The organism is Streptococcus sp. HMSC078H12, from assembly GCF_001814615.1.
In the GTDB taxonomy this organism is placed as follows: domain Bacteria; phylum Bacillota; class Bacilli; order Lactobacillales; family Streptococcaceae; genus Streptococcus; species Streptococcus salivarius_F.
In genome coordinates this window covers 197,081-217,549 of sequence record NZ_KV817320.1, presented here as the reverse complement: position 1 = coordinate 217,549, position 20,469 = coordinate 197,081, and the positions used below count along the sequence as shown (strand labels likewise).

Below are 20,469 nucleotides of genomic sequence, written 5' to 3'. Positions count from 1 at the left end.
TCGGAGCGAAACGGACTTAAAGTCACAAAAATTAAAAACTAGGATTCCAACTGGAATCCTAGTTTTTAATTGTTTACAATATCTGCATACCCTGATTTAAGGTCTGCATTTTCTGTTTCTTTGACATAATAGACACCTCCATTGGTAGTTGGTGAATAAAGCACAAAGGGAGTCCCATCTTTTTTAATCGTAAAGAAATAACGGTGAACAGATACATTTTCCCATCTCTCGTATACCGAAACAATGGTATACTCCGAATTGCTATTACCATTTGCAGCATAAGTAGCATCCACAGTCTGGTTATGGTCCGACATCCAACGGATAGGCAAGGAAGAGGCTTCATTGGTAATTTCTTTGTATCCTGGCTGATTCATCTGATTGCCCCAAGAAACCATCAAACTAGCAAGTCGACTAGCTTTGTCATTGGTCCAACGTGGATTTTCAGTATAGGCTTCCTTAGCATGGTTAGCGTCAGGTGTATCAATACTTGCACTGCTAGATTCACTTGTCTTCGTATTTTCGGTCGATGACGTACTTGGCTTGGCACTAGCCTTATCTGTCGATGAGAATATCGAGCTAGCCACTGTGGCAGACGACCTAGTCTGTTTGACGTTCTTCATTGAACTAGAGACTAGAGTCAAGCCAATACCAACGACGATCGCAACTAGAGCCCCCAGAAGAATATAGATATAATTATAATTTTTCGAGATTCCAATAAGGCCAGACTGATAAGCTAATTGTAATTCATCAGGTTTCGGTTTACGCCCCTGAACTTGCTCAAAACGACTTATCCATTCTGCTTCTGACAGCTTTCGCATAATTTTCCTCTTCTCTTTATCAATTATCTTCCATCCTATCATAGAACAGTGATGATGACAATAGTAGAGAGAACTTGAGGTTTACCTTCAAGCTACTATCCTTTATTTTCAAAATAACGACGAACAATCGGTGCCACTTCTTCACCATAAAGTTTAATAGCCTTTAGAACGTCTTCATGTGGCATAGAACCAATCGGGAGATGAAGCATGAAGCGATCTAGCTGTAAATCCTCAATAATACGAATGATTTTTTGAGCAACGTGAGCAGGGTCCCCAACGAACATGGCTCCGTTTGGTCCAACACTAGCATAGTACTGCTCTTTAGTCATTTCAGACCAGTGTGGGCGATCTTTAGCAATGTTATCTACCGTTTGTTTCGTTGGATAAAAATAATTTTCTATCGCTTGGAAATTATTTTCTTCAATCCAACCCCAAGAATGAGCCGCCACCTTAAGTTGTTCATCCGAATAACCATTTCGAGCACCGATTTCCTTATAGACCTCAACTAATTTTGCAAAGGCCTTCGGATTTCCTCCGATTGTAGCATAGGCAATTGGCAGACCTTTTTCCGCAATTTGAATGGTCGACTCAATGTGACCACCTGTCGCTACCCATATTGGAAAATCATCTTGGACTGCTCGCGGATACACAGGACGATTGTCAACAGATTGAGTATGCTTACCTTGCCAAGTTAAATTCGTTTGCTTTTTCACTTCCAGAAGCATGTCTAGTTTTTCATTGAAAAGTTCATCATAGTCTGAAAGATCATAGCCAAAAAGTGGGAAACTCTCAACAAAGGAGCCTCTACCCGCCATGATTTCTGCACGGCCACTTGACAGAGCATCAATGGTTGCATACTGCTGATAGACACGAACCGGGTCAATAGACGACAAAATGGTTACTGCACTAGATAAACGAATTTTCTTGGTATTCACAGCACCTGCTGCAAGAACAATTTCCGGTGCCGATACCGCAAAGTCTTCACGGTGATGCTCTCCAATCGCATAAATGTCTAGTCCAACTTGATCCGCCAATTCAATTTCTTCAACGAGCTCTCTAATACGTTGGTCATGAGAGATAGATTTTCCAGTCGATTCTAGGAGGGTTGTTTCTCCAAAAGTTGAAATGCCAAGTTCAATCGTCATAAATCTTTCCTCCAGTGATTCTTTTATTTGTTATGAGAATACATTATAACTAGTTAGTGATAATTACAAATAAAAAAACCTAAGACTCTATTTTCCAAGAAAGGCTAATAGGGTTAGGCAGAAAAGTAAAACTAAAGCACCCACGACCACTAGGAGACTAATCTTATAGCCTAGGGGATTTTTGGGATTTAAACTGGTTCCAAGGCCATACCTACGGAGGACAAATAAGGGTTCTGAGGGAGATTGCTTAAGGTTGTAGCCTAAGAGATACCTTAAGTGAAATAAAAAGAAGAAACTCATCCCCGGAAAAATAACAAGAGGAAGCACTAGCCCCTGTGACCACCAAATCATGATTGTAAGAAAGACTTGTATCAACAAGAGACCCCAAAACAAGTAATAAATGTAGGATTGCTTTTTCATTAATATGTACCTCTCAATCTAAGATAAGTATACTCCTCCTAGCTTCCCTTATCAAGCCCATAACTCGCCTGACACCTTATTTTCTGCTACAATAGAAAGGAAAGATTCAAAAAAGGAAACTGTACACATGAAATTAATTTCTTGGAATATTGATTCCCTAAACGCCGCTCTTACTAGTGATTCTGCACGTGCTCAATTGTCACGTGCTGTTATCGACACTTTAGTCGCCGAAAATGCAGACATCATTGCTATTCAAGAAACAAAACTGTCTGCCAAAGGTCCGACTAAAAAACATCTGCAAATCTTGGAAGACTACTTCCCTGACTATGACAATACTTGGCGTTCATCTGTTGAACCTGCCCGTAAAGGTTATGCTGGAACCATGTTCTTGTATAAAAAAGAACTGAATCCAGTCATTACCTATCCTGAAATCGGAGCACCTTCAACCATGGACTGTGAAGGACGTATCATCACTCTTGAATTTGACAATTTCTTTGTGACACAGGTCTACACACCAAATGCTGGTGATGGCCTCAAACGTCTGCTTGAACGTCAAATCTGGGACGAAAAATATGCGGATTACCTAGCTGAATTGGATGCTCAGAAACCAGTTCTTGCGACTGGTGACTACAATGTTGCCCACAAGGAAATCGACTTGGCTAATCCTTCAAGTAATCGTCGTTCACCAGGATTTACAGATGAAGAACGTGCTGGTTTCACTAACCTCCTTGCAAAAGGTTTCACCGATACCTACCGTCACCTCAATGGCGACGTTACAGGAGCCTACACATGGTGGGCCCAACGTAGTAAAACATCTAAAATCAACAATACAGGCTGGAGGATTGACTACTGGTTGACTTCAAATCGTATTGCCGATAAGGTCACAAAATCAGACATGATTGACTCTGGTGATCGCCAAGACCACACACCTATTGTCTTAGAGATTGATTTATAAAATAACTCTAGACCTAAATCACAAAAAGAGTAGACCTGCTACTCTTTTACTATGCCCAATTAAGGAGAAATTATGAAAACCAAACTTAATACCACTCAAAAGCTCGTTCTGTCAGCTATTATGATGGCTCTTTACATCGCTATCCTCTTTGTCTCTCAAGCCATTTCCTTTGGTGCGGTTCAAATGCGTCTGGCTACCGCTTTATATGGATTAACCTACATCTTCCCGTTTTTGGTATTCCCAATTAGTCTGGCTAATGCCATCGCAAACTCTTTTGGAGGTTTGGGATTGATTGACGTGGTTGGTGGTTTCTGTGCTAGCTTTTTAACAACTGGTAGCATCTACCTCATCCGTAAAGCCAAGTTATCTAGCTGGTTCATCATCCTTCCAATCCTACTCGTTCCTGCTTTAGTGGTACCAATCTGGCTTAGTGCCTTGCTCAAACTTCCTTATTTTGCTCTCGTTATTAATCTCCTCCTGGGACAATTAGTTCCTTCAATCTTGGGAGCTGTCCTTGTACGAGAGTTGGCTAAACGAGGATATAAAGACTGACAAACAAAAATATCTCTGCAATGTGCAGAGATATTTTTTAGTAATCAAAAGCTTTTTCGTAAGCTTCTCTTGGTGTCAATTTGTCACCAGAGATAAGCAAACGGTAGTCAACATTAGTAGGATCTTTTTGATACTCATCAACCCAATCTTGATTCATTTCGAGGTAAAGATTATAAGTTCCCAACTCAGTCGAAACAGTACCTACCTTGTAAAAATCTTTATAACGCTTTTGGTTATCCGTTTTTTTCAATTTTTCATATCGATAATAAGTTCTGGCAAAGTCAGTGAACTGGTATTCTTTCTTATCTTTTCCAGAGCCAGTTGTGACTTCAATGGTGCCCTTGTTATTTGTTAAATGCAAATCATAATCATAATCATAATCATTGTGGCTATTCACTTGGAAAACACCTGAAGTAATGTCACTATCATCAGAGAATGTCTGAATGTCAGCGAACTTAGCAGCCTGCCAAGAAGTAGGGACTCCTTCATATTCACCATCACTCTGTAGACCTAGAAGTGACCAATAATGACCGAGATAGAAGGTATTAGACTTCTCACGATCTGTCACCAGTTCACCTACCATCTTAAGGTTTTCAGCACCCAGACGGTATGGGTTAGAAAGGTAACCAAAGACTGGGAAGAAATAAATGATGACTGTAAAGGTCAAGAGGGTCTTCATATTAATCTTATTGATAGCCCAGAAGAAATAAGCAGCTGAGAACAAGAGAGCGTAAGCAGCACCGTAGCTGAACTTATGCGCATGGGCAATCAAAAGTAAAATGAAGAAAATAGGTTGAATAGGACGGACCTTATGATAGATGATAGAGAAAACGTCCTCCTTGTCTTCCTCAGATTTGAAAATCAAGGACAAGACAATGGTCAAGAGTACAAAGAAGGCACCAAAGCCGAAGCCAACATCATTTGGACGGAAGAAATAAGCCAAGATGGACATATCCATCACCAAAAGCCAGACAGATGCAAATTTGATCATGTTGTTACCAAATTTTGCAGCCGTTTGACTAGGTGCCTTTAAAGGTACCTCGAAAGCTTGTGCAAGTGCTCTTTCTTTGGCTTGGCGTTCAGCCTCTATTGCTGCTTTCATTTCCTTAGTACGGCGTTCCTTTTGGAACAAATGGGCAACCTTGGTCGGTTCATCTTCCCTTGACTTGGTAATACTCAAAAAGAGTAAATATTGCATGGCAAAGATGAGAGCTGTGTTCCCACCGTATTCTAGGAAGGAACCATTCCAAATACTAGAAACAACTGTAAAAACGATATAACCTCCAATTGAGATTAAAACCGTCAAGAGCAAATGAATCCAACGATAGCGGTAAGTGTATTTATCAGTTGTATCTCGTCTCAAAAACGTGTCACGTGGGTAAAGATACCAGATAACGAAGATAAGTTCAATGGCTTGAACTGCTGTTAGAAAACCAACGTAGTTGAAGCCAAAAACGGCTGCTACCACATTGATGAGATAGGAAATAATGGCCAAAACTCGCAGACTGGTGCGCTTAGACAAGAGTCCAATACTCATCAGGGTGATAGTTGAGAAGGCAGAAAAACCAGCGCCCATCTTATTATCAAAGATAAACACATTGACAAAGGCAAAAATCAAGATTCCTAAAAGAGTTAAGACTTGTTTTTGCATTTCTTTTTTCTTTTCTTTCATATTTTCCCTCCTTATGGAAATGATAACGTTTCCGTACTCCTATTTTAACACAATTGTACTATTTTTGTCAGATTTAAAAAGGCATTCGGATAACCGAAGGCCTTTTTCATTTGTTATCTATTGCTTCAATCTTGAGGAACACAAAATCCCCATCAAAGCGTTGAATGTACTTTTGAAAACCTAATAAACTAAAGGTTTCAATCTCATAACGGACCTGATCAACACCATCACTAGTGCTTTCTTCAAGCAATTTTAGTTTTGGAATATCTGATTCCAAGACATCACGGTAAAGTCCTTTATACTCAAAGGTAATTCGAGCCCATTCGTTACCAGAAAGCATTGAGAAAGCTTGGTAGCGCACCTGCTCATCTGTAATGAGACGGGCTTCTTGTTCTGGACTAAGCGTGAAGGCGACGTCATTTTCAGATTTATGAATGGTCTGAAAACGATCGACACGGAAATAACGTATTTCAGAGAACTTGTAATCACAAGTAAAGTTCTCATCCAATTTGTAAGAAATACAGTAGAAATAGTGGTTGTCAAAAATGACTGAAATCGGAAAGACCTTATACTCCTCCACTTTTTCTCCTGGCTTACGGTAGCTAAATGACAATGGACGTTGGTCCACAATAGCATCGAAAATGGCTGAAATAGCTGGTAAGAGTGACTTATCTTGTTCCTGATAAATCTTAAGCTCTTGATAACTATCTAGTTCTAGCTCGGTCAATCGCTTGATACGTCTGCGTTCCTTATCATCTACCGCCCTCTCAACAAAGATGTTGATTATCTCTGCTACTTCATCCTTTCGAAGAGCACGACTCTCTAAAAGAATCTTAGATAGGATAACTGCCTGATTGTATTTAAGGTTACCATAACCTTGTTCATACTCAGCATGATAGGAACCGTATTTTCTAGAATACTTAACCTTCATATTTGGACGTAACTCAGTCAAATTTTCCTTGAGTTCACTCACGTCCTCTTTAAGTGTACGCTCACTTATGCCAAAGCGAGCTAGGTAGTCCGTTTTTGAAATGTCATTTCCCTTTTCCAATTCGGACATAAAATACAAGAGACGTTTGGTTTTTGATGCTGTCATTATAAAATCCCCCTTTATAATCAAACCTCTTATTACTAAAAAAATTGCTGTCTAGTTATCAATAAGCCTAGATAGTCCCTCACCAATGGCGACGAGCAGCAGAATTATAGCTCAAATAATAGTCCTTTTTCTTTTCGTTATACTCAAAAGATAGTCTTAACCATTTTGCTTTCTCAATAAAGCTATTCTGGTCAGTATAATCAAGATCAACTGTCTTATGCATAGCTCCTGAAGAGTGCACGCTTATGCGCCTCTGAGCACTGTCCGCCTGAGGGTGTTCCCTCACCACCTCAGACAAGGCTGTTGCTGGACCAAGATAGTCTTGGTCTTTAGTGCGTAACCGGTTAAGCTGTTCTATTGTCCAGTCACTACTATAATTATCAACTACCGTAACGCCATCAACTGGATAAGTCGCTGTTCCGCCATCATAGACAAAGCGTCCCTTTTCGTCCTTCACAAAAGAGAGATTAATATACTCATTGCCATCTCCACGGTCATATCTCACCTTGAGACCACTAGACTCCATCTCGACATAATTCCCCTTACCATGACTTTTAATAATCGAACGTAAGGTATCAGCCTTGGGTTTCAGATTTTCAAAATCTTCTTCCGTCCAGTTATAAATTGCAGACTCATCTTCGTAATCTTTGGGATCATCGCTATCTGGTTTATCTTCATCAAGATCTGACTGAGACACCTGCTGAATCAACCTGTATTTTTTCATAGCCCCTCGATAGACAGAACCACCTAAAGTGGCAAAGAAGGATAGTCCAATCAAGCCAACCACGATTGCGGTGAAGAGAAATCTACCTAGCTTCCGTCCCATTCTAAAGAGAATGATAGCAAGGACAAAACATGCCACAATTACAGCCAGATACACAATTATCGGCTTAAACTTCCAAGATAAGAAGACCGAAATCCAGCTCACACTTAAGAGTATCAGTGGCAAAGCAAGGGTCAAAAAGAAATGTCGCTTTTCAGCTTTTTCCTCCTGAAAAGCTGAGTCAAACTCTGACCCTTTATTACTAAAAGCCGACTCGAAAGCCTGATCACCATTCTTTAGATGATCATCACTTAAATAATGTTCATTCTCTTTATTAAACATCTACTCCCCTAAATATTCTATATAACAATTTCCCAGTTTTTTCTATTGTAACAAATGAAAGCGTCATTTTCTACAAATATACTAAAAAAGCAACCTATCTTAGGTTGCTTAAAGGTTTAACATTAGTCATTCTCAATTTTTTCAGCTTCTGTACTGAATTTTTGTGCGATGGCTTCAAGAGCTAATTCATCTGTATCTGGAAGAGTGATGGCATCATCAGAAATCTCATCAATATTTGCATAAAATTCAATATGATTCTTCAGATTTTGGAGATGAATTGGTGCATCACCACCGTATTCACCGTCGAGGTTAATCATCATACGATCATCACTTAAAGGCTCAATATACAGCGAGCTCGTTTTGATATAGGAAATTCTCTTGTCATAGATGTGTTTACCACCTTGGAGAATTTGACGAATGAGGTCAACCAATTCAAAGAGGTTAGCTGTCTTAACCATGATTAGAGTAAATTTACCATCATCCAGTTTAGCATCTGGGGCAATCGTTTCAAAGCCACCAACTGAATTGGTCAAGGCAACGAAAATCATGGAAAGACCACCTTCAAAAACACCCTCATCATGCGTAATACGAACAGGAACCTTCTTTACCTGTGGCAACAACTCTGCCCCCTTAACAAGGTAGGCCAAATAACCAAGTACTGTCTTTAAGCGACTAGGTACACTATAGGTTAGTTCCGTAAAGGAACCAGCTGCCGCAATATTGATGAAGTATTTGTCATCATAGGCACGGCCAATATCCATCTGAAGGGTCTGATTTTTAGCGATAACCTTGGCTGCTTCAACAGGATTACCTCTTGGAATCTTCAAGGCGCGTGCAAAGTCATTTGTCGTTCCCGTTGGAATAACCGCCATTTGTGGGCGTTTTTTAAGCGGGGCAATCCCAGAAACAACCTCATTGATTGTACCATCGCCACCAGCAGCAATAACTAAGTCAAAGCCTGCTTTGGCCGCACGAGTGGCCTCATTTTTTGCAGAGTTCTCATCTGGTGTTGTTTGAAAGGCTGACGCTTCAAAGCCAGCACCTTCCAGAATATCCAAGACCTCGGCAACATTTTTTTTCATAATTTCTTGTCCAGATGTTGGATTATAAATTAAGCGGGCACGTTTTTGTTTCATATTGAACTCCTATAAATCCAGCAACCAAGCCTCATCTTTTACTTCAATTTCTAGGCTTTGTGCTTTTTCCAACTTACTTCCGGCATCACTACCAGCAACTACTAAATCTGTTTTCTTAGAGACAGAACCTGTCACCTTAGCACCCAGAGCTTCTAGTTTTGCCTTTGCATCACTACGTTTAAGATGCTCCAATTTTCCTGTCAAAACAACTGTCTTACCAGATAAGATAGCATCATCTGCCACCTTTTGTCCAAGATAGGACAAATTAACACCATAGGATTCCAGTTCTTTCATAAGAACTTGAGCCTCCTCCTTAGCAAAATAGCGCTGGATAGACTTGGCAATAACCTCTCCTAAACCATCTACAGCAGCGATAGCCTCGACATCTGCACTGGCTAACTCTTGTATACTGCCAAAAGCTTCTAGCAACTGCTTACTAACTTTGGCGCCAACGTGACGAATACCCAAGCCATAGAGCAATTTCTCTGCAGAATTTTCTTTTGATGCTTGAATAGCTGCGTAAAGTTTTTCAGCCGACTTTTCCTTGAAACCTTCCAATTGAAGGAAATCCTGACTGTTCAAGCCATAGATATCAGCCACATCTTTAACCAATTCAGCTTTAAAGAGCTTTTCAACCACTGAAGGTCCCATACCTGCGATGTTCATGGCATCTCGAGAGGCAAAATGAATCAGGCCTTCCTTGATCTGAGCAGGGCAAGAAGGATTGATACAACGTAGGGCAACTTCATCTTCAAAATGTAAAAGACCACTGCCACAAGATGGACATTGCGTCGGTACTTCCATCGGCTCCTGTGTCGTACGCTTACTCTCTACTACACGAAGTACAGCAGGGATAATATCACCAGCTTTGTAGACAATTACAATATCACCGATACGAATGTCTTTTTCGGCAATGTAATCTACATTATGAAGGGTGGCCCGACTAACCGTTGTCCCCGCTAATTGCACTGGAGTCAAATTAGCAGTCGGCGTTACTACACCCGTACGACCTACCTGCCAGTCCACTGAGAGAAGCTCTGCTTCCTTTTCCTCAGCCGGGAATTTATAAGCAATAGCCCAACGTGGCGCCTTAACTGTAAAACCGAGTTCTTCTTGCATAGCCAAACTATTGACTTTGATGACAACACCATCAATGTCATAGGCCAAGTGATCACGATCTTCTCCAACAGCTTGAATAAAGTCCCAAATCTCATCCATCGATGATGTGACAATGCGACGTGGATTAACAGAGAAACCGAGTTCTGACACTTCATTTAAGACATCATTTTGTGTTAGACGCTCCGTTGGACTAGCTTCCTGATAAAGGAAAGTCGCCAAACGACGCTCCGCAACTACTTTAGTGTCTAACTGACGAAGGGTTCCTGCTGCAGCATTACGTGGATTGGCAAATTCAGCTTCACCATTCTCCTGACGCTGGGTATTGATGCGTTCAAACTCAGCCCGTGGCAGATAACACTCCCCACGCACCGTAATATTAAGCGGTTGGTCCAACTTCAGTGGAATATCCGAGATACGTTTGACATTCTCAGTGATATTTTCACCAACAGAGCCATCACCACGTGTCGCACCTACCTGAAGAATACCATCCACATAGGTCAGCGAGATAGAAAGTCCATCAATTTTCAGCTCAGCCATATAGTCAGCATTAGGAAATTCAGACTTGACCCTCTTATCAAAAGCGTCTAGCTCTTCTCGTGAAAAGGCATCCTGCAAACTATAAAGCGGATACTCATGCTGGTATTTTTCAAAACCATCAAGAACCACCCCTCCTACACGATGGGTTGGACTATCTGCTTGAACAAGTTCAGGGTGCTCAGCCTCCAAAGCTACAAGCTCACGATAGAGCTTATCGTAGTCTGCATCTGACACCGATGGATTATCTTCCGTATAATACTCTTTTGCATACTGGTTAAGTTTAGCAACCAGCTCTTTCATTCGTTTTTCCATAGGAACATTTTAACATAAAAGCAGAAAAAAACGCCTTTACAGACGTTAATTTAGGAAACAAAATCAATGACTTTGGCCAATTTCTTAATAAGAATTGCACCAACCAAGAGTGAGGCCAATTCTCCCATTGCTACGGTGAACCAAGTTGCCCAAAATGGTGCTTGAGTCACTAAGGTCAACTCAGCTGCGATAGTCACCATGAAGAATGAGAAATAAAAGGCAAAGAAAACATGGGCTTTGTCAAAGAGACCACCCAAGATATCTTGGTTTTTAAAGCGATCAAAGAAGTAAACACCTGAGCCGACAAAGACCAGTGTTGATAGGCTTCCAACAACCACATCAATCATGTTAAAGCTAAAGAAATTAGCAATCACACAGCCCAAAGTAACAGCAATAATATACTTACGGTTATAAAACCCTAAAAGATTGAACATTTCTGCAATACGGAACTGGTAGGGACCGTAGGAAATTAAGTTAAAAGGTGGCACAACAGTCAAGACCACATAAAGGGCCGCCACAATAGCAATATGTGTTAAATCACGAACAGTTTGTTTTTTCATTTTCCCTCCTTAATCAATGTTTTTTATTAGCTACGAAAAATCAATAATCCCGTCAAAAGAGCCTGGATCTCACCAAGCTCTTTTTATCATCTAGGAATCATCCTCATGTTTTTTGTGTTTTTTGCTGTCACTACCATCTCCAGAAAAACTCTGAATAATAGTAATCACATCTCCTCTTCTACTTTTCAGTTCACCTTGTCTAAGCTCTTGATAGGTCGCATTAAAGACGGCACCCAAAATCAATATCCTGGCCAAAAAGATGAACCAAAGCATGAAGACGAAAATCATAATGGATCCAAATAACTTGATGTCAACCAATCGACTCAAGGTACGAATCACGTAGGTTCCAAACAAGTTACTTAAATAGCCAATCACTAAAGTCGTAAAGATAGTCCCTGGCATAACGTAGCGGATTTTTCGAATCTTCACATTTGGAAGCACGAAATAAAGCACCATCATTCCCAGGAAGACAACTGCAATACTCAGAGGTTGAATACTATTTAGAATAAGCTGGGTCATCTTGGAACCAATAGGATAGGTCTGATTGATAACTCGAAGGACCGACTGAATAATCGTGGACAGCATTAGTGCAAAGGTGAGCAGGAACAAAATGACCAGACTCATGAAACCACCGATAATGTGACTAATAAAGACATCACGGTGTTCTGAAGCACCATACACCTTGTTAATCGCCTTTTGAAGTGAAGACAAGGACTTAATCATAGTCCAGAATCCCGTCAAAGAGGCAACTCCCAACAACTGTCCAGAAGGTGTCGAGAAGATATCCTGAACAACGTTGGCTGCAGGTGCATAAAACTGCTTAGGAAGGTGCTCATTCATAAACTTCAAGAGATCTGTCGTATCAATATTCAAATAGGGAAAGACATTGGCCGCAATGACAATGAGCGGAAAAATCGTCAAAATGAGATAGTAAGCCACTGCGATAGTTGAAATGTCTATCTCTGCACTACGATAATGCCTAAGATAAACCTGCAAAGGGCGCCATTGGAGTTTATCCAATAGACGGGCCATTAAGCCTTGTCGTTTCATATTAGTAAGTTCTTTCTTCGCCTTGAGAAGTCAAAATTACTGGACCATCCTTAGTAATAACAAATTGGTGCTCATATTGACAAGAAAGTCCACCATCAAGAGTTTTGTGAGCCCAACCCGTTTCAAGGTCAGTATCGATTTCCCAAGTACCAGTGTTAATCATTGGCTCAATAGTCAAAACCATTCCTTCTTTGAGACGGAGACCTCGTCCAGCTACCCCATAGTTTGGCACCATTGGTTCTTCGTGCATTGTTGGCCCAACTCCGTGTCCAACCAAGTCACGAACAACACCGTAACCACGACTTTCAGCGTATTCTTGGATAGCTGCACCGATATCACCGATACGGTTACCGACTACCGCTTGTTCAATACCAAGGTACATAGCCTCACGTGTTATTTCCATAAGTTTTTTAACTTCGTCAGATGGCGTTCCAATCGCATAAGCCCAACATGAGTCAGCCAAACCGCCAGAATATGATTCCGTGTATTTTCTAACCTGAGCAACATTGTCAAAATCCAATTTTGACACATCAAGGACTGACTTATCGATAGGTTCTGACAAGACCATATCAACCTTCAAGAGGTCACCATCTTTCAAAATATAGTGACGTGGAAAGGCATGTGCCACTTCGTCATTAAGGCCACAGCATGTCGCATAAGGATAGTCCATGATGCTTCCTTCAACCCCAATCTGAAGTGGAAGAACATTTTCCTCTTTACAGCGACGGCGAACATACTCTTCAACTTCCCACATATCCACTCCTGGTTTCAGGAGGTCACGTAGGCCAATGTGGATACTTGCAAGAAAATCTCCTGCTCTATCCATCGCTTCAATTTCACGTGCTGATTTTAATGTAATCATTGTTTTCTCCGTTTTCTTTATATCTTTTATTTTTTATTCGTTACTAAGTTTTCTTAACCACAACAACTGATTTGCAGACGGTATGATTACCATGAGTAACCATAAGGTCCAGATGAGCTCTACGTCTGGTCTCAGCGATAATACTTGGTGTAATCGTCACCTTGTCATCAATCTGAGCCGCCTGAAGAAAGTAAAACATCATCTCTTCAATCACAAGACCATTTTGCTCCTGCTTTTCCATGATACGATAGACAACCTCTTTAACCATCTCTGCAAGAACACCCTGAGTGAGGTTTCCAGAATTGTCAATCATAGTGGGCTCTACCTCAAAGCTGAAAGCATGCTTGTCCTGGTTTAGGTTAGCTATCATTTGATCGCTAAAGGTATGCAAGTTGCCACGATTATTGTCCTGAAGTTCTTCCAAAACCTGACGACGGGTAATAACACCTAGATAGTGTTTTTCTTCGTCCACAACAGGAATGATATCAAAGTCTTCAAAAATCATCTTTTGGGCAACAGTTGCCAAACTAGTCTCAAGTCGTGTCACCGTCGGCTTGGTCATGATTGCTTTAAGCATGGTCGTCGGTTGCTGATTAGACACATCCCGCATGGTCACAATCCCAATCACTTTTTCAGACTCAGATAAAATTGGAAAACGTACCAAGTTGGTCCGTTTAACCAAATTCTGAAAATCCCTGACCGTCATTTCTGGAGTCATGTAATTGTAGTCTTCTCGTCTGGTATAGACTTGAGCTACAGTCTTGATATCTGTTTTGATACGAACATTCGAAAGCGCCTGGTTAATCATGGTTGCCACGGTAAAGGTATCGTAGGTTGTGACCATAACCGGAAATTGCTTCAAACGAGAAAGCTCTTTTACCCTATCGGAAACCTGAAAGCCCCCTGTCACTAGAATAGCATTATTGTGTTCCAGAGCAAGCAATTGAATATCCTCACGGTCCCCAACAATAAGAAGATCTCCCTTGGTTAGATAACGGGTGATATTCTCAATAGTCATGGCTCCAATATAGAACTTACTGAAGACACGTTCCAGACCTTCATGACCAGAGATAACCTCAGACTCTGTAATCTCTGCAATCTCCGCAAAGGTCAGCCTGTCAAGGCGAACTTGGACTTTCTTTTCAATTCGAACCGTCCCACTCCGAGGACGTGTCTCAACCAACCCTCGATTTTCAGCTTCTTTAATTGCTCGATAGGCAGTTCCATCAGAAACCTGTAAGTGATTCGAAATACTACGCACACTAACACGCTTACCGATAGGCAAGGCCTCAAGATAATCTAGAATTTCTTGGTGTTTACTCACAGTTCTCCTCCTTCTCAAAGCGGAGATAATCACGCATGGTACGGGTGTATCGGTCTGCTCCCTTAAAGCGGGACACAAGTTTAAAGCCAGACTTCTCCGCTACACGAATCGATGCCTTATTTTCCAAGTGGGCAATAAGAATAATACGATCCATTCCCACAGCTGTCAAAGCCAAATTTGACAGACAAGTAACTGCCTCTGTCATTAAGCCTCTACCCCAGTATGAGGCATTCAAAAAATAGCCAAGCTCTGCAGTCCGTTTCTGGACATCTATCTTTTCAAAACGAACGACGCCAATCATCTTTTCTAACTCTTTATCTACAATAGCCCATACACCTAGAGGCTCCTTCATAAAGTAATGAACCAAAAGGCAATCCGTTTCATGCTGGGTTTGAGTGGCAGGAAAGAAAAATTGTAGATTCTGAGGATTTGATACAATTTCGTGTAAATCAAAACGATCCAAAAAGATGAGTGGTCTAAAAGAAAGGCGCTCCGACTCAAAGAAGGCAAAAGCACCCAGACTAGTCCAAATATCCATGATAGTATTATAACACAGTTTTAGAAATGGAAAAAGGCTCAACCACTAGGGGTTGAACCTTAGACTTAATCTTCAATCAAACGAATATCTGCACCAAGGTCAGAAAGTTTCTCAATGATATTTGAATACCCACGAAGGATAAACTCAATATTGGTAATTTCAGTTTGACCTTCTGCCATAAGACCTGCCGTAACAAGCGCAGCACCTGCACGCAAATCACTGGCTTTTACTGGCGCACCTGAGAGTTGCGTTGGACCACTGTAAACAATTTGTCCACCGAGTACCTGAATATCAGCACCCATACGAGCCAATTCAGGAACGTGGTTCACACGCTTCTCATAAATCGTATCAATAATTTTTCCTCGACCACTTGCTTTCAGTAACAACGGTGTCATCGGTTGTTGTAAATCCGTCGCAAAACCTGGATAAGGCGATGTCTTAATGTCAATAGGTTTTAAATCACCTTGCTCTTCAACAAAGATGGCATCTTCTTCAACTGTCATACGAACACCCATTGCTTCAAGTTTAGCAATAAAACTCTCAAGGTGTTCATAAAGAACATTTTTAACCTTAATTCCCTTACCGATAGCCGCGGCCATAGCAATGTAGGAACCCGCTTCAATACGGTCTGGAATAACCTGATGACGAGTGCCATGTAAGCTCTCTACACCTTCAATCGTGATGACTTCTGTACCAGCACCACGAACACGTGCGCCCATATTGTTAAGAAGAGTTGCTACATCAATAATCTCAGGTTCACGCGCCGCATTCTCAATGACCGTACGACCGTCAGCTTTAGCCGCTGCCAACATGGTATTAATCGTCGCTCCAACACTGACCGTATCCATGTAGATATGAGCACCCTTAATGCGTTGACCAGCATCAGTCGCAATACGCATAGATTCGTCTTCATAGGAAATGCTAGCACCCATCGCTTCAAAAGCCTTAAGGTGAAGGTCAATAGGACGTGGTCCCAAATCACAACCACCAGGCAAGCCTACTGTTGCTTGACCGTAACGTCCAAGCAAGCTACCGTAGAAATAGTAAGAAGCACGAAGACTGTTAATCTTACCAAATGGCATTGGCATATCCTTAACGCCTCGTGGATCAATTTCGAGTGTTTCGCCATCACGCTTAACAGAACCACCCATTACTTCTATAATTTCAATTAAGTTATCGACGTCGCTGATTGCTGGTACCCCGTCAAGAGTAACCACTCCATCAGATAAAATGATGGCCGGAATCAATGCAACAACTGAATTTTTAGCCCCTGATACTGTAACTTCTCCCTGAAGTTTCTTACCACCGTTGATGATAATTTTACGCATACTGTTCAATCTTTCTTATACTGGAATATTAGCTTTTACATTCTACCATAGATTGAGGTGCATGACAAATTAAGAACTCTTACAATTATCGGACAGTTTCACTTGACCATTTAAACCAGCCCTTAAAACGGATGGCCCCGTCTTTATCTGTTCGTAAAACCTTAATATGACGTTGCTTAAAACGTTCTAATGTTTCATCATTCGGATGTTTATAACGATTGTTCTCACCAGCTGAAACAAGGGCAAGGGAGGGATGCAACTGATCCAAAAACGCTTCAGACGAAGAACCCTTTGAACCGTGGTGTCCAGCCTTGAGGATACTTGCCTTTAAATTGGGATAACTGGCCATCAGTTCCTCCTCACCTTCTTTTTCCAAATCACCCGTAAACAAAAAAATGCTTCCTAATAGTTTTCCGTAAAGAACTATCGAATCATTGTTACCACCATCACCAACTTTATTTGGATAAAGAACCTGTAGCTTACTTCCCATCATGGGTAAGTTGTCTCCAGCCTTTAGAGTGCGAACTGGGCATTTTAAAGTCCTAAGTCGTTTCACAAAACTAGGCTTAGTCAAAGCCCCCTGACTGACACAGATTTCCTTAATCTTAAACCGCTTGGCCACTTCTTCCAAATCACCAATATGGTCTGTATCCGTATGAGTCAGGACCAGATGATCAATGTGGGACACTCCCCTAGCCTGTAGATAGGGAATCAAGTTTTTCTCCGCATTGCTCGTCTGACTAGCCTCTTGCCATTTTTCCTTTGAACCGAAAGTCACCTTGCCACCCACATCAATTAGGATGGTATCGCCTTTCATACTCCTCAGAAAAATACTATCTCCCTGACCAACGTCAACCATAGTCACCTCATTGGTTAAAGGATGTTTGACCCAGACCATCAAAAGACCAAAAATCATCAAAAGGCAAATCCTAAACTGAGGCTTTTTCCAAAAATCAAAGAGCATAACCAATACAGCTATCATCAAGCTAAACTGTAACAAACTAGGTTTCCCTAAAATTAAAGGCTGGCCTATCCAGGATTGTATCCAAGTCAAAAAGGTCTCCATCCATTCAAAAAGTGGGTTGATTTGAGAAAAGATTACCAACCCCGAAAGGGCAAAGAAGACCGTCAAGACAGGCAAGAGAAAGCTATCAAATACTATCGAAAATATCGCCGTCAGAATTAAACTCACCGGTTGAAAGGTCCCATAATAGTAAGTTAGAAAGGGCAAAATCCCAAGACTTAACACTAAGCTTGTACAGATTGACTTTTTAAGTGATGACATCTCCTCAAAATCAAACAAACATAACAAGAAGGCATAGGAGCAACTTAAAACACCTCCCACTGTTAAAAGAAAATGAGGTAAAAAGAGAAACAATAGAAGCAAGGTTATTCCCATATTATCCAGTTTTTTAATACCAAACTCCGCTAACAAACTTTGAATCAGGGAACGTAGGACTGAAGCCGTCCATCCTGTCATTAAGGCATAGCATAAGGAAAAAGGCAGCAAGATAATAAATAGATAATCTTTAGGAAGGCCCAAGCGTAGGAGTCCGTAGCGAAACCATCCCAGAAAAAAGCCCACCTGCATTCCCGAAAGTGCGAATAGATGAATAATCCCTAAACTCGTGTAAAGCTGACTCTGCTCATCGAACTCCTTATCCAAATACCCAAAGAGTAGGCCTGTCATGTAGTGTCTCATCGGATTAGGAAAGTGCGTCTGAATATGAACCAAAGCCCTCCTCCTCAGTTGATGAAAAAAAGCTAGGGGAGATAGAGATTTTTTAGGTACCACATGGTCCAAGCGCTCAATCTGAGCCATTCGGTAAATACCTTGACTGGCTAGATAAGACTGATAATTAAACCCTTGAAAATTACGTTGACCAGTTGCTGGGGATAATTTTATTTTCCCTTTTAATACCATCGTTTGACTAGCAGTCTTAAAAAAATGCTGCTCCTTCTCAGATTTGAGTCGGTAAAAGACCTGATAGGTTTGTCCCTTTGCCTTTCCAATAGCTGATAATTGCTCACCATTAACCGACAGCGTATCAGCAACCAGAGTCACCTGATTGATTTCAACAGGAGCTTGTTTATCTTGTATGCTAGCTCTATGATGCAAGAATAAAAAGTAGACCAAAAAGAAACTACCTACAAGTCCCACCAACTTTAGGGCTGCCTTATTCTTCCAATGATGCTTCAAAAAACAGACCATCAGAAAGACAAAAGTCCCAATAGCATAGAAATTAGATACAAAAATCGTAAAATAAAGGACAGCTATTAAGAGTGCTAGGGAAAAGAGATTGATTGGCGCTTTTTTAAGCCACATATATGGACTCTCTGATTTTATCTAACGTTTTATCACCAATTCCTGAAACATTTTTCAGGTCATCTACAGACTGAAAGCCGCCATGACTTTCACGATATGCTATGATATCCTCTGCTCGCTTAGCTCCAATTCCAGAAATGGTTTGCAATTCCTCTGCAGTCGCTGTATTTAAGTTAATTTTCCCATCCTTAGCATTAGTTTGTCCTCCTTTGTCAGAAACCTGACTAGTTCCTGATTGACCAAGGACAGAAAGGTTTTCATCCTTAGTTGCCACATAGATAACCTCTTCGTCTGACAAGCTTGCGGCTAAATTAACACTCTTAGCGTCCGCATCCTCTGTCATTCCTCCTGCTTCCTGAATGGCATCTGTCACCCTAGCGCTTGCTTTTAGCGTATAGACACCTGGCTTGACCACAGCCCCCTTAACATCTACCGTTACTTTTGACTTATCTTTTTCACTTCCTTCAGTTTGTGACTCAGACGACGATTCCGTAAGTGATTTTGAGCTTTGTTTGGATGAAGAGGTAGACAAGGTTGTCACATCTGTATAAGACGTCTCCGCCTCCATGCTGTTGCCGGCACCACAAGTCATCCATAGAAAGAAGCAAAAAATCATCATCAGTACAGCGATGACACTCACAAACAGACGATTATCTTTGACATAGGCTAGAATCTTTTCCTTCACGCTATTCTCCTTAATTGATATATTTTCTTTCATATTCGTAAAAAACTTGAAAAATATATCAAAAAGAAAAAAAACTCCATCAGATCTATGTCTGACAGAGTTATTAGCCTATTTCTGTGTTTCTTTGGCACGGTGTTTTTCAGGATTCCAAACAAAGCTAGCTACATATGAGAAAGCCATGGTCAAAAGTACCGCAATGATAGCCACAATACCGAGAGGTACTCGGTAAATATAAGTCAAAGGATTGGGTTTCTTGCCTGTTTGATAGCTCAAAGCTTCCTCATCAAGGCGATCAAATTCAGACTGGATACGACGAGCAACCTCTTGAATATTTTCGTCATTCAAACGCTTCAAATCTGAAATATCAATAGGATTACCATAGTTCATATCCACACGTTCACCTGTCAAGAGTCCCTTGAGTTCACGAGGTCCTTGATAGACAACCGGCATAATCTTAACCTTGGCCATCTTAGCGATAACCGCAACCCCACCCTTAACATCAGATGAATGGCGGCTACCACTTGGGAACATAATCAAACTACGATTACTCTTCTTAAGCATGTTAACAGGGTACTTGATAGCTTCCTGACCAGGATTTTCACGGTCAATTGGGAAGGCTCCGCACATGCGGATCCACCAACCAAAGATACGACTCTTGAAGAGTTCTTTCTTAGCCATGAAAATAAACTGCTTAGGACGAGCTGAAAAAGCCATATAAACAGGGTCCCACCAAGTTCGGTGCGGAGCAACCAAGATATAGTTTTCGTCCTTGTTCAATAATTTATCGCGATTGTGGTAATGGGCATTCCCATTGATAATCCATAGAAGGAAGACAACAAGCCCACGTAAATAAGCGTAAAACACGTTTTTACCTCTTTTTCTACAAGTTTTTTACTATTATACCAAAAAAAGGAGTGCTTTTTCATCGA

The 20,469-nt window shown here is 41.0% G+C and carries 18 protein-coding genes; 2 read left to right on the top strand and 16 right to left on the bottom strand.

Annotated elements, in window-relative coordinates:
• Positions 1-65: 65 nt before the first annotated feature.
• Together HMPREF2979_RS05405 and HMPREF2979_RS05400 are read right to left on the bottom strand one after the other, a co-directional pair.
• Positions 66-818, bottom strand: coding sequence for a DUF4767 domain-containing protein (locus tag HMPREF2979_RS05405; RefSeq protein ID WP_070655528.1), 753 nt, complete (start codon positions 816-818; stop codon positions 66-68).
• A 95-nt stretch (positions 819-913) separates the two neighbouring features.
• Entirely contained in the window at positions 914-1,963 is a 1,050-nt protein-coding gene (locus HMPREF2979_RS05400) for an LLM class flavin-dependent oxidoreductase (protein WP_070655526.1), read from the bottom strand.
• 547 nt (positions 1,964-2,510) lie between these two features.
• On the opposite strand from HMPREF2979_RS05400, the gene HMPREF2979_RS05390 reads away from it, so the two are divergent.
• Both HMPREF2979_RS05390 and HMPREF2979_RS05385 read left to right on the top strand, forming a co-directional pair.
• Positions 2,511-3,338: an exodeoxyribonuclease III gene (locus HMPREF2979_RS05390; RefSeq protein WP_002884246.1), complete on the top strand. Its 828-nt coding sequence runs from the start codon at positions 2,511-2,513 to the stop codon at positions 3,336-3,338.
• Positions 3,339-3,410: 72 nt separating this feature from the next.
• A complete protein-coding gene (locus HMPREF2979_RS05385) occupies positions 3,411-3,890 on the top strand; it encodes a QueT transporter family protein (RefSeq protein WP_013991025.1) in 480 nt (159 codons plus the stop codon).
• Positions 3,891-3,927: 37 nt separating this feature from the next.
• On the opposite strand, the gene HMPREF2979_RS05380 is transcribed toward HMPREF2979_RS05385, so the two are convergent.
• The 14 genes from HMPREF2979_RS05380 to HMPREF2979_RS05315 all read right to left on the bottom strand — a co-directional run bounded on the left by HMPREF2979_RS05380 (position 3,928) and on the right by HMPREF2979_RS05315 (position 20,404).
• Positions 3,928-5,562, bottom strand: coding sequence for a hypothetical protein (locus tag HMPREF2979_RS05380; protein ID WP_070655524.1), 1,635 nt, complete (start codon positions 5,560-5,562; stop codon positions 3,928-3,930).
• A gap of 106 nt (positions 5,563-5,668) precedes the next feature.
• The gene (locus HMPREF2979_RS05375) at positions 5,669-6,658 is read right to left on the bottom strand and encodes a helix-turn-helix transcriptional regulator (protein ID WP_070655522.1); all 990 of its coding nucleotides are present in this window, start codon (positions 6,656-6,658) and stop codon (positions 5,669-5,671) included.
• 79 nt (positions 6,659-6,737) lie between these two features.
• Positions 6,738-7,763: an energy-coupling factor transporter transmembrane component T family protein gene (locus tag HMPREF2979_RS05370; protein WP_070655521.1), complete on the bottom strand. Its 1,026-nt coding sequence runs from the start codon at positions 7,761-7,763 to the stop codon at positions 6,738-6,740.
• Positions 7,764-7,885: 122 nt separating this feature from the next.
• Positions 7,886-8,899 carry a diacylglycerol kinase gene (locus HMPREF2979_RS05365; protein WP_021143749.1) on the bottom strand — a complete coding sequence of 338 codons (1,014 nt, stop codon included), beginning with the start codon at positions 8,897-8,899 and terminating at the stop codon, positions 7,886-7,888.
• Between the two features lie 9 nt (positions 8,900-8,908).
• Complete coding sequence (ligA, locus tag HMPREF2979_RS05360; RefSeq protein WP_070655518.1) at positions 8,909-10,867, bottom strand: NAD-dependent DNA ligase LigA; 1,959 nt, start codon at positions 10,865-10,867, stop codon at positions 8,909-8,911.
• A 50-nt stretch (positions 10,868-10,917) separates the two neighbouring features.
• Entirely contained in the window at positions 10,918-11,427 is a 510-nt protein-coding gene (locus HMPREF2979_RS05355; RefSeq protein WP_002891556.1) for a QueT transporter family protein, read from the bottom strand.
• Positions 11,428-11,517: 90 nt separating this feature from the next.
• The gene (locus tag HMPREF2979_RS05350) at positions 11,518-12,477 is read right to left on the bottom strand and encodes a YihY/virulence factor BrkB family protein (RefSeq protein WP_002891558.1); all 960 of its coding nucleotides are present in this window, start codon (positions 12,475-12,477) and stop codon (positions 11,518-11,520) included.
• Between the two features lies 1 nt (position 12,478).
• Complete coding sequence (locus tag HMPREF2979_RS05345) at positions 12,479-13,339, bottom strand: methionyl aminopeptidase (RefSeq protein ID WP_070655517.1); 861 nt, start codon at positions 13,337-13,339, stop codon at positions 12,479-12,481.
• Positions 13,340-13,382: 43 nt separating this feature from the next.
• The gene (gene spxR / locus HMPREF2979_RS05340; protein ID WP_002884454.1) at positions 13,383-14,663 is read right to left on the bottom strand and encodes a CBS-HotDog domain-containing transcription factor SpxR; all 1,281 of its coding nucleotides are present in this window, start codon (positions 14,661-14,663) and stop codon (positions 13,383-13,385) included.
• Positions 14,656-15,201, bottom strand: a complete 546-nt coding sequence (locus HMPREF2979_RS05335) for a GNAT family N-acetyltransferase (RefSeq protein WP_070655515.1) — start codon at positions 15,199-15,201, stop codon at positions 14,656-14,658. The genes spxR and HMPREF2979_RS05335 overlap by 8 nt, the downstream gene beginning before the upstream one ends.
• Positions 15,202-15,266: 65 nt before the next feature.
• Positions 15,267-16,529, bottom strand: coding sequence for a UDP-N-acetylglucosamine 1-carboxyvinyltransferase (locus HMPREF2979_RS05330; protein WP_070655514.1), 1,263 nt, complete (start codon positions 16,527-16,529; stop codon positions 15,267-15,269).
• Between the two features lie 85 nt (positions 16,530-16,614).
• Positions 16,615-18,855 (bottom strand): DNA internalization-related competence protein ComEC/Rec2, encoded by a 2,241-nt coding sequence (locus tag HMPREF2979_RS05325; protein WP_070655512.1) that lies wholly within the window; start codon positions 18,853-18,855, stop codon positions 16,615-16,617.
• Entirely contained in the window at positions 18,845-19,540 is a 696-nt protein-coding gene (locus tag HMPREF2979_RS05320; protein ID WP_070655510.1) for a helix-hairpin-helix domain-containing protein, read from the bottom strand. Before HMPREF2979_RS05320 ends, HMPREF2979_RS05325 begins: the two co-directional genes overlap by 11 nt.
• 108 nt (positions 19,541-19,648) lie before the next feature.
• On the bottom strand, positions 19,649-20,404 hold the full coding sequence (locus HMPREF2979_RS05315) for a lysophospholipid acyltransferase family protein (protein WP_002948862.1): 756 nt from the start codon (positions 20,402-20,404) through the stop codon (positions 19,649-19,651).
• Between the last annotated feature and the right edge of the window lie 65 nt (positions 20,405-20,469).